16 protein-coding genes are annotated in these 15,957 nt (G+C 71.0%); 12 read left to right on the top strand and 4 right to left on the bottom strand.

The window, feature by feature from the left end; translation table 11 throughout:
* Positions 1 to 7 precede the first annotated feature (7 nt).
* From msrB to AC1Q49_RS05770, 6 genes are all read left to right on the top strand, one after another.
* Complete coding sequence (msrB, locus tag AC1Q49_RS05795) at positions 8 to 493, top strand: peptide-methionine (R)-S-oxide reductase MsrB (protein ID WP_060958796.1); 486 nt, start codon at positions 8 to 10, stop codon at positions 491 to 493.
* Positions 490 to 1,038, top strand: coding sequence for a peptide-methionine (S)-S-oxide reductase MsrA (gene msrA, locus AC1Q49_RS05790; protein ID WP_060958795.1), 549 nt, complete (start codon positions 490 to 492; stop codon positions 1,036 to 1,038). Before msrB ends, msrA begins: the two co-directional genes overlap by 4 nt.
* Positions 1,039 to 1,101: 63 nt before the next feature.
* Positions 1,102 to 1,566 carry a hypothetical protein gene (locus AC1Q49_RS05785; protein ID WP_060958794.1) on the top strand — a complete coding sequence of 155 codons (465 nt, stop codon included), beginning with the start codon at positions 1,102 to 1,104 and terminating at the stop codon, positions 1,564 to 1,566.
* A gap of 131 nt (positions 1,567 to 1,697) precedes the next feature.
* Positions 1,698 to 2,120, top strand: coding sequence for a hypothetical protein (locus tag AC1Q49_RS05780; RefSeq protein ID WP_036321705.1), 423 nt, complete (start codon positions 1,698 to 1,700; stop codon positions 2,118 to 2,120).
* Between the two features lie 45 nt (positions 2,121 to 2,165).
* Complete coding sequence (locus AC1Q49_RS05775; protein ID WP_060958793.1) at positions 2,166 to 2,555, top strand: hypothetical protein; 390 nt, start codon at positions 2,166 to 2,168, stop codon at positions 2,553 to 2,555.
* Between the two features lie 4 nt (positions 2,556 to 2,559).
* Positions 2,560 to 3,756, top strand: coding sequence for a cation:proton antiporter (locus tag AC1Q49_RS05770; protein WP_061781699.1), 1,197 nt, complete (start codon positions 2,560 to 2,562; stop codon positions 3,754 to 3,756).
* Here AC1Q49_RS05770 and AC1Q49_RS05765 read toward each other — a convergent pair.
* From AC1Q49_RS05765 to AC1Q49_RS05750, 4 genes are all read right to left on the bottom strand, one after another.
* Complete coding sequence (locus AC1Q49_RS05765; protein WP_492491185.1) at positions 3,737 to 4,129, bottom strand: HsmA family protein; 393 nt, start codon at positions 4,127 to 4,129, stop codon at positions 3,737 to 3,739. The genes AC1Q49_RS05770 and AC1Q49_RS05765 overlap by 20 nt on opposite strands.
* A gap of 23 nt (positions 4,130 to 4,152) precedes the next feature.
* Positions 4,153 to 5,499, bottom strand: coding sequence for a flavin monoamine oxidase family protein (locus AC1Q49_RS05760; protein WP_492491184.1), 1,347 nt, complete (start codon positions 5,497 to 5,499; stop codon positions 4,153 to 4,155).
* 68 nt (positions 5,500 to 5,567) lie between these two features.
* Positions 5,568 to 6,008 carry a class Ib ribonucleoside-diphosphate reductase assembly flavoprotein NrdI gene (gene nrdI / locus AC1Q49_RS05755; RefSeq protein ID WP_060958790.1) on the bottom strand — a complete coding sequence of 147 codons (441 nt, stop codon included), beginning with the start codon at positions 6,006 to 6,008 and terminating at the stop codon, positions 5,568 to 5,570.
* A gap of 64 nt (positions 6,009 to 6,072) precedes the next feature.
* A complete protein-coding gene (locus AC1Q49_RS05750; protein ID WP_492491183.1) occupies positions 6,073 to 7,278 on the bottom strand; it encodes a lipase family protein in 1,206 nt (401 codons plus the stop codon).
* A gap of 142 nt (positions 7,279 to 7,420) precedes the next feature.
* On the opposite strand from AC1Q49_RS05750, the gene adhE reads away from it, so the two are divergent.
* The 6 genes from adhE to AC1Q49_RS05720 all read left to right on the top strand — a co-directional run bounded on the left by adhE (position 7,421) and on the right by AC1Q49_RS05720 (position 15,679).
* Positions 7,421 to 10,141 carry a bifunctional acetaldehyde-CoA/alcohol dehydrogenase gene (gene adhE, locus AC1Q49_RS05745; protein ID WP_492491182.1) on the top strand — a complete coding sequence of 907 codons (2,721 nt, stop codon included), beginning with the start codon at positions 7,421 to 7,423 and terminating at the stop codon, positions 10,139 to 10,141.
* 82 nt (positions 10,142 to 10,223) lie between these two features.
* Positions 10,224 to 11,147: a L,D-transpeptidase family protein gene (locus tag AC1Q49_RS05740; protein WP_492491181.1), complete on the top strand. Its 924-nt coding sequence runs from the start codon at positions 10,224 to 10,226 to the stop codon at positions 11,145 to 11,147.
* An 88-nt stretch (positions 11,148 to 11,235) separates the two neighbouring features.
* Positions 11,236 to 11,532 carry a DUF1905 domain-containing protein gene (locus tag AC1Q49_RS05735; protein ID WP_060958786.1) on the top strand — a complete coding sequence of 99 codons (297 nt, stop codon included), beginning with the start codon at positions 11,236 to 11,238 and terminating at the stop codon, positions 11,530 to 11,532.
* Positions 11,525 to 12,004: a prepilin peptidase gene (locus tag AC1Q49_RS05730; RefSeq protein WP_492491180.1), complete on the top strand. Its 480-nt coding sequence runs from the start codon at positions 11,525 to 11,527 to the stop codon at positions 12,002 to 12,004. The genes AC1Q49_RS05735 and AC1Q49_RS05730 overlap by 8 nt, the downstream gene beginning before the upstream one ends.
* Positions 12,005 to 12,064: 60 nt before the next feature.
* On the top strand, positions 12,065 to 13,069 hold the full coding sequence (locus AC1Q49_RS05725) for a YihY/virulence factor BrkB family protein (RefSeq protein WP_492491179.1): 1,005 nt from the start codon (positions 12,065 to 12,067) through the stop codon (positions 13,067 to 13,069).
* A 105-nt stretch (positions 13,070 to 13,174) separates the two neighbouring features.
* On the top strand, positions 13,175 to 15,679 hold the full coding sequence (locus tag AC1Q49_RS05720; protein WP_231734880.1) for a glycogen/starch/alpha-glucan phosphorylase: 2,505 nt from the start codon (positions 13,175 to 13,177) through the stop codon (positions 15,677 to 15,679).
* Positions 15,680 to 15,957: the final 278 nt, after the last annotated feature.

Raw genomic sequence — 15,957 nt, 5'->3', positions numbered from 1 at the left:
AGACATCATGTCGAAGGACTACCGCAAGACCCCCGAGGCGCTCGGCCGCCTCACCGATCAGCAGTACGCCGTGACACAGGAAGAGGGCACCGAGCCCCCGTTCCGCAACGCTTACTGGGACCTGCACGACGACGGCATCTACGTCGATGTCGTCTCGGGCCAGCCCCTGTTCGCATCGACCGACAAGTTCGACAGCGGCACCGGATGGCCGAGCTTCACCCGCCCGATCGAGCCGGATGCCGTGGTCACCACGACCGACCGCACGCTGTGGATGACGCGCACCGAGGTGCGCTCGTCGGGCGCCGAGAGCCACCTCGGCCACGTGTTCGACGACGGCCCCCGCGCGGAGGGCGGCCTGCGCTACTGCATGAACTCGGCCGCGCTGAGGTTCGTGCCCGTCGAGGACCTCGCCGCCCAGGGTTACGGTGAGTACCTCGACCGTTTCCCGAACGCCCCCACCACCGACCCCACCCCTCAGGAGGATGCAGCATGACCAGCGGACCGAGCGACACCGGAGCCATCACCCAGCCGGCCGGCACCGAGACGGCCATCCTCGCGGGCGGCTGTTTCTGGGGCATGGAGGATCTGATCCGCCGTCAGCCCGGCGTGATCAGCACCCGCGTCGGCTACACGGGCGGTCAGAACGATCACGCGACCTACCGTCATCACCCAGGGCACGCCGAGGCGGTCGAGATCGTCTTCGATCCGAATGCGACCAGCTATCGCGACATCCTGGCGTTCTTCTTCCAGATCCACGACCCGTCGACGCTGAACCGCCAGGGCAACGACATCGGCACGAGCTACCGCTCCGCCATCTTCCCCGTCACGCCCGACCAGGAGCACGTCGCGCGCGAGACCATCGCCGACGTCGATGCGTCGGGGCTGTGGCCGGCGCCGGCCGTGACCACGATCGAGCCGCTGGGTGCGTTCTGGGAGGCCGAGCCGGAGCACCAGGACTACCTGCTGCGCTACCCCAACGGCTACACGTGCCACTTCCCGCGTGCGGGGTGGGTCCTGCCGTCCCGCGCCGACGCCTGAGCGACGCGCGGGAGTACGCCCCGAAGCTGTGAGGCGCACATCTTCGGGGCGTACCGTCAGGTCATGAGTACACAGAGCACGACGAAGAGCCCGTCCGACAGCGCCGCCCTCGGCCTCGGATCGGTGCTGGCGGGCTCACTGCCGTCCGCATTGATGACAGCGGATGCCCCGGCCCGCTACACCGTCGAGGCGGTGTTCACCCGTCGGCCGCAGCGCGAGGAGATCGCCGATCTGCTGAGCGACGAGACGCGCGAGATGCTGATCCGCAACGGATACCCCGTGGTCGAGCTGACGGTGTCCGATCGCCGCCTGGAGATCGCGAACACCAACCTCGAGGAGCTGCGCGACGGTCTCGGAACGGTGCTCGCCGACCGGCTCGCGGAGATCAGCGACCGCGCCGTCGAGCGCCGCGACGCGGCCGCCCTGCGCGACGAGAAGACGGCCGAGGGAGAGCGCGAGCGCGCCGCCGCCGTCGTGGCCCTCGCCGCGTCGGTCAGCTTCGAGCGCGCCGTGCCCGCTGCCGGATGATGCCGAACACGACGGTGGCGACGGTCCGATCGACCCGGGACTGAGGCGGTCAGCACTCCCACAGTCCGGTGTGAGACGGTGGACACATGCTCCACTGCGGTGATGGCATACCGACCCGAAAGGAAGGTGCCATGCCAGCGTGGTGGGAAGAAGTGCTCCATGTCGTGACCGGTCGTGTCAGCCGGCACGACGATCTCCCCGATCTGCGCGGGCTCGAGACGCGGCGGGTCGCTCTGGAGAAGACGCATTTCCTCGTCAACGACCGTGAGCGTCGCGGTGAGGAGCGGCGCACCTACGTGATGCGCCACGTCGCCTCGACCCGGCACGACACGACCACGGTGGCCGTGACCTCCAACGGCCGCGGCGTCGGCTCGCTCCCGCGCGAGGTCGCCGCGTCCATCGCTCCGCTCCTGCGCCGAATCGGCGGCGCGGCGATCATCAACGGGGCCGGAGCGCGCCCCGGCAGCCTCCGGCTGTGGGTCGATCTGCCCACCTCCGCCGCCCTCGGCGACTTCGCGCTTCAGCGGGACGGGGCGGCCACGCAGGACTCGTGACGCGTCGCGCCGGGCGCCGGCCCCGCCGCGGAGCACAATGTCCTCATGGCCGACCCCATCTGGAAGAACGACCCCGACGAGCATGACTTCCCCGCGGCGGAGGACTACCTCCGCCTCGTCGCCGATCCCGAGCGGGCCCGTTCTCTCGTCGCGGCCCTGCGCACGCGGGCGACGGTGGTGAAGAAGGCGAAGGACATCCTGCGGGCGGCGAACCTGCCGCTGCTTCCGATCGACAATCCGCACGTCGCCGATGACCTCCGCAAGGTGCGCGCGGGCAAGCCGCTGTCGCCCGTGCTCATCGTCCACGGCGACCTCACGCGCGGGCTGCCCGCGCAGATCGCCGACGGCTATCACCGCGTCTGCGCCAGCTGGTACCTCGACGAGAACACGGAGATCCCGTGCCGCATCGTCGGGCCGGACGCCGCCGCGGCGTGAACGCATGAACCTGCAGACGCTCGCGCTGGTGGGTGCGGTCGCGCTGCTCGGTCCGCTGCTGTCCGCCGGCAGTCGGTGGCGCGTGCCGGTCGTGATCGGCGAGCTCGTCGCGGGCATGGTGATCGGCGTCTCCGGGCTGCACCTGGTCGACCCCACCGACCGCACGTTCAGCTTCCTCGCGACGCTCGGCTTCGGTCTCACGATGTTCGTCGCGGGCACCCACGTGCCGCTTCGCGACGCGCGCCTGCGCCCGGCGCTCGGCCGGGGCGCGCTGCAGGCCGTCGTGGTCGGCGTGGTCGCCGCCTTCGCCGGCTGGGGACTCGCGACGCTGTTCGACACGGGGCACGCCGCCGTCTACGCCGTGGTCATGGCGTCGTCCTCCGCCGCGCTCGTGCTGCCCGCCGTCCAGCAGACGCGTCTCGGAGGTCCGCCGCTGCTGGCCACCATCGCGCAGGTCGCGATCGCCGACACGGCCTGCATCGTCGCCCTGCCCCTCGCGATGGACCCGGAGCGTGCACCGGTCGCGGCCCTCGGCGCGCTCGGCATCGCCGCCGTGGCGCTGCTGCTGGCGCTGGGGCTGCGGTGGGGCGCGCGCGGCGACCGGTGGAAGCGCCTGCGCGAGACCAGCAAGACGCACGAGCTCGCGATCGAGCTGCGCGTCAGCCTCATCCTGGTCTGCGCACTCGGCGCCCTCGCCACCGTCTCGCACGTCTCCGTGCTGCTCGCCGGTTTCGCCGGCGGTCTGGCGGTCGCCAGCGCCGGGGAGCCGCGGCGACTCGCCCGACAGCTGTTCGCGGTGACGGAGGGCTTCCTCTCGCCCCTCTACTTCGTGTGGCTCGGCGCGTCGCTCTCGCTCGGCAGCCTCGTCGACGCGCCCGCGTACCTCTGGCTCGGTGTGCTGCTGGGGGCGGGTGCGCTCCTCGCGCACCTGTCCGGGGTGCTGCTGCGGCAGCGTCCGCTGTGGGCCGTGATCGCCGCCGCCCAACTCGGCGTCCCGATCGCCGCCGCCACGATCGGAGCCGAGACGGGAGCGCTCACCGCGGGGGAGCAGGCGGCGCTCGTGCTCGGGGCGATCGTGACGATCGCGGCGCTGGCGGCATCCACCGCGGTCGCCTCCCGGCGCACGGCGGTTCGTGCCGAGGGCGCGGATGCCGCCGACGGCACGGATGCCGCGTCGAACGTCAGCCCGCCATCGCGCTGACCGCGCCCGCGACGTAGGGGATCAGCCAGATCGCCCAGACGACGATGCTGAAGCGGTGGAACGCGCGCTTCTCGTTCTCGCGGCCCCGCACCAGCACGATGACCGCCCAGATCAGGTGGATCGCCATGAGGACGATCGCGGCGGTGCCGGTCCAGGCCATGAGGGTTCCCGCGGCCGTCTCGGCGACGCCGTCCGCGCGCCGGTCGGCCGCGATCTGCGTCATGAGCAGGGTGCCGGTGGTGTCGGCGGCGAGGCCGAGGGCGAACATGCCGGCGTGCCACCAGCGCAGCGTGCGCTGGATCCGCTCCGCCCAGACGCCGACGCTGTAGAAGACGAGGGCGGCGGTGATGATGACGATGGAAAGTGGAAGCATGCGGCCACTCTACGCCGAATCCTTCAGTTATGTTGAAGGTTTTCGGGGACGCGCCACAGCTGCTCGATCGGCACGCCCGTGCCGAGCACGTTCTGCGCGGCGCGGTGCCCCGAGCACAGCGCCGCCGTGACGGTCGCCGGGTCGTCGGTCCACGTCGCCTCGCCGGCCAGGTGCAGCACACCGCCGACCGGTGTGGCCAGGGTGTCGTGGTCGTCGGTCGTCGACCCCGGACGCATGAAGGCGTACGAGCCGCGCGCGTAGGGGTCGTCCTGCCATGCGGTGCGCTGGACGGCCACCGGATCGGGGACGTCGCTCCCGTACAGGCGTCGCAGCTGCGCCATCACGGAGGCGACGACCTCCGCATCCGCCTCGTGCCGCGTCGCGACCGCCGCCGGTCCGGCGGCGAAGGTCAGCAGCGTCGGCTCGCCGTGCAGCGCGGTCAGGTCGTACCAGGAGTGCCACCACCGCCCCTGGGCCCCCTGCTGGCGTACGGCGTACACGTCGGAGTCCCAGAACCGCTCCGGGAAGCGCAGGAACAGCTTCTCGAACGCGTTCATGCGCAGCCGGCCGAGCGCGCCGGCCACCGGCTCGGGCAGGGGCGGCTCGATCGCGAACGAGGCCGATTGCAGCACGCCGACCGGCACGGTCACCACGACATCCCGGCTGGTGAACGCGCCCCGGTCGGTCGTCACCGTCACACCCTCGGCGCCCCATCGCACGCGGGAGACGACGTGGGCGAGCCGGATGTCGAGCCCGCGCGCCAGGCCCGTGGCGAGGGCGTCGTAGCCGTCGGGGAAGACGACCTCGTCGCCGTCGATCTGGTCGTCGTCGAGGCCGTGGGCCGCGAGATCGCCGATCGCCGCGCCGTACTGCTCTTCGCTGCGGTGCGCCAGGTACTCGCGCACGCGCTCGGCCCGTTCCGCCTCCCAGCCCTGGGCGGCGAGGGCCGCCTCGGTCACGTCGCGGTAGGTGGCGTCGGGCGCGGATGCCGCGATCAGCGGCACCAGGGCGGCATCCACGGCACGGATGTCGGCCACGTACGCGGCCGCTTCGTCGGTGCTCAATCGCCGCCCGTCGGGGGAGTAGTGCGCGATCGGTCGGCTGTCGGGCTGGTAGCCGCCGACCGTGAACTCCACGGTGCGCATGCCGAATGCGCTCGCCGCGGCGGCCACCGGGCTGTCGGTGATCCCGTGGATCCACGAGGCGCCCCGGTCGGTGACGCGCCCGTCGGACCGATCGGTCCAGACGCGGCCGCCGATGCGATCGCGCGCCTCGAGGACGACGGTGCGCCGTCCGGCATCCGTCAGCAGGCGCGCCGCGGCGAGCCCCGAGATCCCGGCACCGATGACGATCGAATCGAATGCGGCCACGGCGCGTCCCTTCCTCCCGGCGGCGCCTCCCTCGGCGTCGTAGGAGCGACGTTAGCGCGCGGGCCCGCTCATCCGGTGCTGCGCACGTCGTCGAGGGCCGCGTCGAGGGTCGCGAGGATCGCCGCGCACCGCTCGACGTCCTCCCGCGTGCCGGACAGCTCGAACTCGAACAGCACGGGCCGGCCCGACGTCTGCGACAGCTGGCGGGCGGCGGCCTGGTAGTAGTCGCCGAAGTTGCGGTTGCCCGACCCGATGATCCCGACCATCCGTCGGCGCGTCATGGGCGAGCGCAGGAACGCCCGCACCCCCGCGGGCAGGGTCACCTCTTCGGCGTTGCCCGCCTTGTACGACGGCGTCAGCAGCACCCACGGTCCGGTCGGCTCCGTGCGACGCACGTCCGAGCGTGCGAGGTTGAGCACCCGTCGGCCGTCGATCCGCGCGAGCGCCTCGGCGAACCGGCCGGTCAGGTTCGACGACGAGGAATAGTAGTACACGGGGATCTTCCGCATGTCGACAGTCTGATCGGACGGGATGGCGCGCGCTCGCCGCATCGGCGTGACAAACCCGATGCGCTCACAGGCGGTGGGCGTCGAGCCACTCCAGGAGCGCCGGGAGCGCGAGGTAGGCGCTCGTGCCGTGGTCGGCGTCGCGGACGGGGTGGAACTCCACGTCGATCCCGAGCGCCCTCTCGTGGGCCACGAACGCCTCCGTCGCGGAGGGCACGACCAGCGTGTCGTCGAGCCCCTGCGCGACGAACAGGGGAGCGGCGAAGGCCGCCCCGCCGGCCGAGTTCTCGGCCAGGATGCCGGCCCAGGGCTGCACCGTGGCCGGGTCGGCCGTGACGAACCGCCCCACGACCGGCTGGCCGATCCGGTGCAGGCGCGAGATGTCGGTCAGCAGGCACAGTCCGTTCATCTCGGGGAGGATCTCCTGCGCCGCGGGGGTGAGGATGCCGTCCAGGTCGGCGCCGCGGTCGGCGTACACCCCGGCATACGCCGTGAAGGCGTACGCGCCGATCGTCACCCCCGAGATGTCGTCGAGGTGGGCGCTGAGCAGCGAGGTGAGATCCGCCGCGGGTGCGGCGACGGCGACGGCCTCGATCGTGAGCTCGGGCGCGTAGGCCGCCGCGCGTTGCGCCGCGAACAGCACGGCCTGGCCGCCTTGCGAGTGGCCCCACAGCACGACCCGGTCGGATGCCTGGGCGTCGGAGAGCTCCCGCGCCGCCCGCACGGCGTCGAGCACGGCGTTGCCGCCGGTGTCGCCGACGAGATAGGAGTCGGGACCCGCGGTGCCCATGCCGACGTAGTCGGTCGCGGCGATCGTGTAGCCCCGGTCGAGCAGCGCGCGCATCCCCTCGATCAGCTCGAACGGGTCGAACGCGCGAGAGGGTGCGCAGTCCGCGGCGGCGCCGGTGGTGGGATGCCCCCAGGCGAGCACCGTCCGCCCCCCGCGAGGCGCTCCCTCGCGCGGGGAGACGACGATGCCGGTGGACAGGACGGGGGCGCCGTGCACATCGGTCGTGCGGTACATCACCCGCCAGGCGCGGGCGTCGAACGGCACCCCCACCAGCTCCGCCGATCGCACGAGCGCGCCCGCAGGGCCGTCCGTCGCCCCCGCCGGCGCGACGTAGAACGCGGCCTCGTCGCGGCGCTCGATGTCGTCGCCGATGAGCCGCGCGCCGACCACGGCGGCCACGCACGCGAGCACGAGGGCCGTCACGACGAGGATCGCGCGCGCGATCGGGTGGCGCCGGCGGACACGGGCGCGATCATTTCTCATGGCCGGAGCCTAGTGGCCGAGCGGCGCGGGCCTTGTGTGGTCAGACCACATCTGCCATACTGATCGCAGACAGGCCCGAGAGCCCTCGGACCCGGAAAGCGATGACGCGGACACCGTGTCCGCGCCGGGTAGGAGACCCACAATGTCCACCTCGATCGATGCTCTGGTCGAAGGCGCACAAGCCGCGCTCGCAGAGTACGCATCTTTCACCCAGGAGCAGGTCGACCAGATCGTTCGCAAGGCGAGCGTCGCGGCCCTGCACTTCCACGGCGAACTCGCCCTCATGGCTGTCGAAGAGACCGGTCGCGGTCTGTTCGAGGACAAGGCCGTGAAGAACATGTTCGCCTGCGAGCACGTGACGAACTCGATCATCAACCAGAAGACCGTCGGCGTCATCTCGCACGACGAGATCACCGGCATCACCGAGATCGCCGACCCCGTGGGCGTCATCTGCGCGCTGACGCCGGTCACCAACCCGACCTCGACCGCGATCTTCAAGTCGCTCATCGCGCTGAAGACCCGCAACCCCATCGTCTTCGGCTTCCACCCCGCCGCCCAGAAGTGTTCCGTGGCCGCGGCGAAGATCGTCCGGGACGCCGCGGTCGCCGCCGGCGCCCCCGAGGACTGCATCCAGTGGATCGAGGAGCCCTCCATGGAGGCCTCCGGCGAGCTCATGAACCACCCGGGTGTGGCGCTCATCCTCGCCACCGGCGGCAACGCGATGGTCCGCGCCGCCTACTCCTGCGGAAAGCCCGCCCTCGGCGTCGGCGCCGGCAACGTGCCCGCCTTCATCGAGCGCACCGCCAAGGTGGGTCGCGCCGTCAACGACATCGTCCTGTCGAAGTCGTTCGACATGGGCATGGTCTGCGCCAGCGAGCAGGCGGTCATCCTCGACGAGCCGATCGCCGCCGAGGCGCTCGCCGAGTTCGCCCGTCTGCACGCCTACATGGCGACCGCGGACGAGAAGCGGATGCTGGAGGAGTTCATCTTCGGCGTCACCGCCGGCAGCGAGAACTGCGCCGGCGCGAAGCTCAACCCCACCGTCGTCGGCCAGTCGCCGCAGTGGATCGCCGAGCACGCCGGCTTCACGGTGCCCGAGAACACGTCGATCATCCTCGCCGAGGTCTCCGGGGTCGGTCCCCACGAGCCCCTGACGCGGGAGAAGCTCGCACCCGTGCTCGCCGTGCTGCGCGCCTCGAGCCCCGCCGAGGGCATCGATCTGGCCCGCCAGATGGTCGACTTCGACGGTCTCGGCCACTCCGGCGCCATCCACTCCAACGACCAGGACGTCATCGCCGAGTTCGGCAAGGTCGTCAAGGCCGTCCGCATCATCGAGAACAGCCCGTCGGCACTGGGCGGCATCGGTGACATCTACAACGCCTTCATGCCGTCGCTCACCCTCGGCTGCGGCTCCTACGGTCACAACTCGGTCTCCAACAACGTCTCGGCGGTGAACCTCTTGAACGTCAAGCGCATCGGTCGTCGCAACAACAACCTGCAGTGGTTCAAGATCCCCGCGAAGACCTACTTCGAGCCGAACGCGATCCGCTACCTCGCCGACATGCGCGGCCTCGAGCGCGTCACGATCGTGACCGACGAGACCATGACCAAGCTCGGCTACGTCGACAAGATCATGGATGTGCTGAACCGTCGCGAGAACCGCGTGCAGGTGCAGCTCATCAACACGGTCAAGCCGGAGCCCAAGGTCTCCGAGGTGCGTGCCGGCGCCGACCTGATGCGTCAGTTCCAGCCCGACACGATCATCGCCCTCGGCGGCGGGTCGCCGATGGACGCCTCCAAGGTGATGTGGCTGCTCTACGAGAACCCCGAGGTGGAGTTCTCCGACATGTGCGAGAAGTTCTTCGACGTGCGCAAGCGCGCGTTCAAGTTCCCCGAGCTCGGCAAGAAGGCGAAGCTCGTCTGCATCCCGACCACGTCGGGCACGGGCAGCGAGATGACCCCGTTCGCCGTCATCACCGACGACGAGAGCGGCATGAAGTACCCGCTCGCCGACTACGCGCTGACCCCGTCGGTCGCGATCATCGACCCCGTGCTCACCAAGGTGCTGCCCGGCTTCCTGGTCGCCGACGCCGGCTTCGACGCCCTGACCCACGCCACCGAGGCGTTCGTCTCCGTCTACGCCAACGACTACACCGACGGCCTGTGCCTGCACGCGATCAAGCTCATCTTCGAGAACATCGAGCGCAGCACGAAGGCCCAGCCGAACTCGACGGATGCCGAGGACATCAAGGCCCGCGAGAAGATGCACAACGCGGCATCCATCTCGGGCATGGCCTTCGGCAACGCGTTCCTCGGGATCGTGCACGCGATGGCACACGTCACCGGTGCGACGTACCACCTGGTGCACGGCCGCACGAACGCGGTCTACCTGCCGCACGTCATCCGGTACAACGGCACCGTCCCGACGAAGCTCACCAGCTGGCCGAAGTACGAGCGCTACATCGCCCCCGAGCGGTTCCAGGAGATCGCCAAGCACCTGGGCCTGCCGGCATCCACCCCGGAGGAGGGCGTCGAGAGCTACGCCCGCGCCGTCGAGGAGCTGCGCGACCGGGTCGGCATCGAGCGCTCGTTCCAGCAGCAGGGCGTCGACGAGACCACCTTCATCTCGGGCCTGCAGGATCTCGCCCTGGCCGCGTACCGCGACCAGTGCGCCCCGGCGAACCCGCGGATGCCGATGATCGAGGACATGAAGACCCTCATGGAGGCGGCGTACTACGGCACGTCGTTCGCCGAGGTCCGCGCCGCGCGGAAGGTCGCGCACGCGGAGAGCGAGGCCGTGACGGGAACCGTCCGCACGGCGCCCGCCAAGGGAGCGGTCAAGAAGGCCAAGGCCAGCGCCTGATCGACGCTGCGGAACGAGGGGGGTCGGGGGAGCATACCCGGCCCCCTTCTCCGTGCCCGCGCGATCTCCGTACCCTGGACCCATGCACAGGCCGCGCCGCGTACGGGTCGGGGACATCGCCCCCTGGGTCGTGACGGCGCTCGCCGTGGTCGGCGGCATCGCCGTCGCGACCGCCGTCGCGGTGGCGGGGACGGCCGGCGAGGACCCGCGCCCCACCGCGGACGCCGCTCCACCCGCGGCGACGGCGCCGGCCGCGACGCCGGCGGGCACAGCGGCGACGGATGCTCCCGCGGACGCCCCGGAGAACACGACCGCCTACGACATCGCCGCCCTGCCCCAGATCGACGTGTGGTCGGTGACGCCCGGCATCCCCGTCGACGATGCGCCCTTCGCGCCGATGACCGGAGAGCTCGCGCGCCCCGTGACGGCGGCGCCGATCTTCGCCGATCCCGCCGGCGAGCCGCTGGGATACCTCCCGCGCGACGCCGCCTACGGCGGGACGACGGTGCCGGTCGTCGTCCGCCAGCAGCACTGGGTCAAGGTCCTGCTCGCGGGTCGGCAGGGCGTTCCGCCGGACGGCAACCCCGCGCAGACGGTCGGCTGGCTGCGCGCCGCGGATGTCGAGCTCACGCCCGTGACCGCGTACGTGGAGGTGCACCTGGCACAGCACACGATCGACATCGTCTCGGCATCCGGTGTCGAGCGGGTCGCCGACGACTTCGCGTGGGGCAAGCCGTCGACGCCCACGCCGGTGGGCCGCACGTTCGTGATGCTGACGCGCGTCGTGCCGGAGTTCGCGTACACCCAGGGCCATCCGCTCGTCTACCTGGGCGTGCAGTCGTCGTCGATGGCCGGATTCGACGGCGGCACGGTCGCGGTGACCGCGTTCCACTACTACCGGGAGCGCTCGGGTGCGACGTCGTTCGGCTGCATCTATCTGGACGGGGCCGCGACCGATCGGCTCGCGCAGCTGCCGCCCGGGACGCCCGTCATCGTCTCCCCGTAGGACGCCTCGCGCGCGCTGCCGTGCGCGGGCCCGCGGGGTTGTGCACAGGCGGACGGAGACCCCGAGGCGAGGTCGCTACGATGACCGCGTGCGCTTCGACTTCGACGGTGAGATCTTCCGCTGGTCCGCCCGGCGGGAGGACTGGTACTTCGTCGAGCTGCCCGCCGCCGTCAGCGCCGACATCCGCGAGCTCCCGCGTCCGCCGCGCGGATTCGGCGCCGTGCGCGTCGACGTGGTCATCGGCGGCTCGCAGTGGCGCACCTCCGTCTTCCCCGACGCGGAGCGCGGACGCTACGTGCTGCCGCTGAAGCGAGCGGTGCGTGAGGCGGAGGGTATCGACACCGCGGGCAGCGTGCGTGTCCGACTCGACGTGCTCCATGGCTGACGCGGCCGTGGTGCTCGTCGCGGCGGCCTATCTCGGGGCGGCAATCGTCGGCGTGGTCCTCGCCGTCGTCGACCTGCGCACGCATCGCCTGCCGAACGCCATCGTGCTTCCCGCGCTCGCCGTCACCGTCGCGCTGCTCGCGGCATCCTGCCTGCTCGGCGCGCCCTGGAGCGCGCTCCTGCGTGCGCTCGCGGCCGGCGCCGTGCTGTTCGTGCTCTTCCTCCTCCTGCGCATGCTCGGCGGCGGGGCGATGGGCGGAGGCGACGTCAAGCTCGCCGCGCTGGTCGGCGTCCTCCTCGGCTGGGCCGGGTGGTCGGCGGTCGTGCTGGGCGTCCTCGCCGCCTTCCTGCTGGGCGGCGTCGTCGCCGTCGCGCTGCTGGTGACCCGCCGGGCGAGCCGGTCGACGCGCATCCCCTTCGGGCCCTTCCTCGTCGCCGGAACCTGGATCGGGGTCCTCGCCGAAGGGGTGTGACCCCAGCCGGTCGCTGTCAAGGCCGCGCGGCCGGCGGAGGTCGCCGCCTATCCTGGCGGGATGGACATCTCCCGCGTCATCGCCCGCGCGCTGTCGCTGACGCCTGTCCGCGCGTTCCTGCGCTACGGCGAGCGGCGCGGCGCGATGCTGGCCGACAGCGTCACCTATCGGACGCTCTTCAGCGTCTTCGCGGCGGCGCTGCTGGGCTTCTCCGTCGCGGCCCTGTGGCTGTCCGGCGACCCGCAGGCGTGGCAGGCGCTCATCGCGGCGGTCGACCGGGCCATCCCCGGCCTCGTGGGCGAGAACGGCCTCATCAAGGTGGACGAGATCGACCTGTCGGTCGGCCTCTCGGTGGCCGGCGTGCTCTCGCTCATCGGTCTCGTGGGCGCGGCGATCGGTGCCATCGGGTCGCTGCGCACGGCGATGCGCGTCGTGTGCGACAAGCTCACCGATGACGTGCCCATCTGGATCGTGCTCCTCCGAAACGTCGGTCTCGCCGTGGCCGTCGGCGGCGCCCTGCTCGCCTCCGCGGTCGTCACGATGCTGGGGACCGCCGGCCTGGACGTCGTGGCGCAGTGGCTCGGCCTCACACGCGAGGACCCCGCCATCGCCTGGGGCACCCGAGGGCTCGCGATCGTGGTGACCTTCGTGCTGGATGCCGCGGCGGTGGCGGTCCTGTTCCGCGTGCTCTCGGGTGTGCGCGCCCCCGCGAAGGCGCTCTGGACGGGCGCCCTCCTGGCCGCGGTGGGGCTCACGGTCCTCCAGCAGCTGTCCGGGCTGTTCGTCGGCGGCGCCGCGTCCAACCCGCTTCTCGCGTCCTTCGCGGCGCTGATCGCGCTGCTGCTGTGGATCAACCTCTCGGCGCAGGTGATCCTGATCGCCACGGCGTACATCTTCACGCTCGTCGAGGAAGGCGACGACCGCGTACGTGCGCGCCACGGCGCCGCGACGTTCGCTCAGCGACGCGTGCGCTCCGCGGAGAACGTCCTCGCTCTCGCGGCCGCCGAACTCGAGGAGGCCCGGCGGGCGGAGCAGAAGGAACGTGACGGCGCCGGAGCGTCCTGACGGTCGCGTGTAACGGCCAGGTAAGAGCCGCGTGAAAAGACCCCCGCCGATGTGCATCGGGCGGGGGCGCACGTTAGCGTGTGAACTGTGTCAGAACCCGAATCTGTGACCGGTCCCACCTCCGTGCCCCACCCGCTCCACGCGACGCACCCGCTGGCTCTCGCGCCGGTGACCGGTCCGGCGAGCTCGGTCGACGGATTCGTCCGCCAGTTCCTGCGGAACCTCAACTACGAGCGGGGCGTGCCGCTGTCGGCATCCAGCCCGAACGACCGCTACTTCGCCTTCGCGATGACCGTGCGCGACTACCTCATGGCGCGCTGGCTGGAAGACCTGCGCCGTCAGCGCGTCGCGCAGGCGAAGGGCGTGTGCTACCTCTCGGCGGAGTACCTGCTCGGCCGCCAGCTCGACAACAACCTGCTCGCGAGCGGTCTGACCGAGATCGCCACCGAGGCGATGGCCGCCTGCGGCATCGACATCGACGAGCTGCGGGCGCAGGAGGTGGAGCCGGGCCTCGGAAACGGCGGTCTGGGACGCCTCGCCGCGTGCTTCATCGACTCGCTCGCGACGATGGGCGTGCCGAACGTCGGCTACGGCATCCGCTACGAGTACGGCATCTTTCGTCAGACCTTCGTCGGCGGTCAGCAGGTCGAGCAGCCCGACGCGTGGCTCACCCTCGGCTCCCCGTGGGAGTTCCCGCACCCCGAGGCCGCTCGCCGCATCTCCTTCGGCGGACACACCGAGACCTACGACGACGACGGCGTCATCCGCAACCGGTGGGTTCCGGGCTGGCACGTTCAGGCGGTGCCCTACAACTACATGGTGCCCGGATACCTCAACGGCCGCGTCAACACCCTGCGGCTGTGGAGCGCGAAGGCCACCGACTCGTTCGATCTGCGCGTCTTCAACTCCGGCGACTACGAGGAGGCCGTGCGCGCCCAGACGTTCGCCGAGAACATCTCCAAGGTCCTCTACCCGGAGGACTCCACCCCGCAGGGCAAGGAGCTGCGCCTCCAGCAGCAGTACTTCTTCGTCGCGGCATCCATCGGCGACTTCCTGGAGAACACGCTGCCGGACGACTTCGACCTCGAGAAGCTGCCCGATCGCGTGATCTTCCAGCTCAACGACACCCACCCCGTCATCGGCGTGCCCGAGCTCATGCGCGTGCTCATCGACGAGAGGAAGCTCGAGTGGGATGCCGCGTGGGCGATCACGCAGCAGTGCTTCGCGTACACGTGCCACACGCTGCTGCCCGAGGCGCTCGAGGTGTGGTCGGTCGACCTGCTCGGCCGCCTGCTGCCGCGGCATCTGGAGATCATCTACCGCATCAACGAGGAGTTCCTCGACGCGGTGCGCGAACGCTACGGCGACGACGAGATGCGCATCCGCAACATGTCGATCATCTCCGAGTTCCCCGAGCGGAGCGTCCGGATGGCGTACCTGGCGACCGTCGCGGGCGCCAAGGTCAACGGCGTGGCCGAGCTGCACTCGCAGCTGCTGCGCGACAAGGTGCTGCCCGACTTCAACGACTTCTTCCCGGGCAAGTTCACCAACGTCACCAACGGCATCACGCCGCGCCGTTTCGTGCGGCTCGCGAACCCGGGGCTCTCCGAGCTGATCACCGAGGCCATCGGTACCGGCTGGCTCACCGATCTCGAGCGCCTGCGTGAGCTCGAGACCTACGCGGAGGATCCGCAGTTCCGTCAGGCCTTCGCCGACGTGAAGGCGGCGAACAAGCGGCGCCTCGGCGAGGTGCTGCGCGCCCGCGACGGCTTCGAGATCAGCGACGGCCACATGCTCGACGTCATGGTCAAGCGCCTGCACGAGTACAAGCGCCAGATGCTGAAGCTGCTCCACGTCGTCACGCAGTACGAGAGCATCGTGTCGGGCCGGGTCGCGGCATCCGAGATCCTCCCGCGCACCGTGATCTTCGGGGCGAAGGCGGCTCCGGGCTACGTGATGGCCAAGCGCATCATCCACCTCATCAACGCCGTCGGCGAGGTCGTGAACGCCGACCCGCGGGTCGAGGGGCGCCTGAAGGTGCTCTTCCCGCCGAACTACAACGTCACCCTCGCCGAGCGGCTGATCCCGGCTGCCGATCTGTCGGAGCAGATCTCGCTGGCCGGCAAGGAGGCCTCGGGCACCGGCAACATGAAGTTCGCGCTCAACGGCGCGCTGACGATCGGCACCGACGACGGCGCGAACGTCGAGATCCGCGAGCTGGTCGGCGACGACAACTTCTTCCTCTTCGGCATGAGCGAGCCCGAGGTGGAAGCGCTGTGGGCCCGCGGCTACAAGCCGGCGGACTTCTACCAGCGGGACGAGAACCTCCGCCGGGCGATGGATCTCATCGCCTCCGGCGCGTTCTCGGGCGGCGACCGCAGCGTGTTCGAGCCGATCGTGTCGAACCTGCTCTACGACGACCGCTTCATGGTGCTCGCGGACTACTCCTCCTACGTGGCCGCGCAGGCACGGGTGGATGCGGCCTACACCGATCAGGATGCCTGGACGCGCTCGGCGATCCTGAACGTCGCCCGCTGCGGGTTCTTCTCGTCCGATCGCTCGATGCGCGACTACATCGAGCGCATCTGGCACACCCCGCCGATCCTCTGACGCGGGTGCGTCTCGACTCGCTGCGCTCGCTCGACGACCGGCGTGCCCCGCGTCCCGGTCGTTGAGCGAGGAGCGCAGCGAGTCGAAACGCGCCGCCGCCTCCCGTCCTCAACTGCAAGGCGCGCTGCCCGACACGCCGCCTCCGCGGGGGATGCGGCGGCGTGTCGCCCGGCATCCCTTGCCCTTCGGCTCGCGACCGTGCCACGGCACGCTGCCGCGGCCACGCGCTGCGCCCCGCCCCGCCCCGCGTCCCGGTCGTTGAGCGAGGAGCGCAGCGA

This window comes from Microbacterium sp. MPR-TSA4, assembly GCF_058792815.1.
Note: the sequence above shows the minus strand (reverse complement) of the source record. Positions and strands in the feature narration are given on the sequence as shown.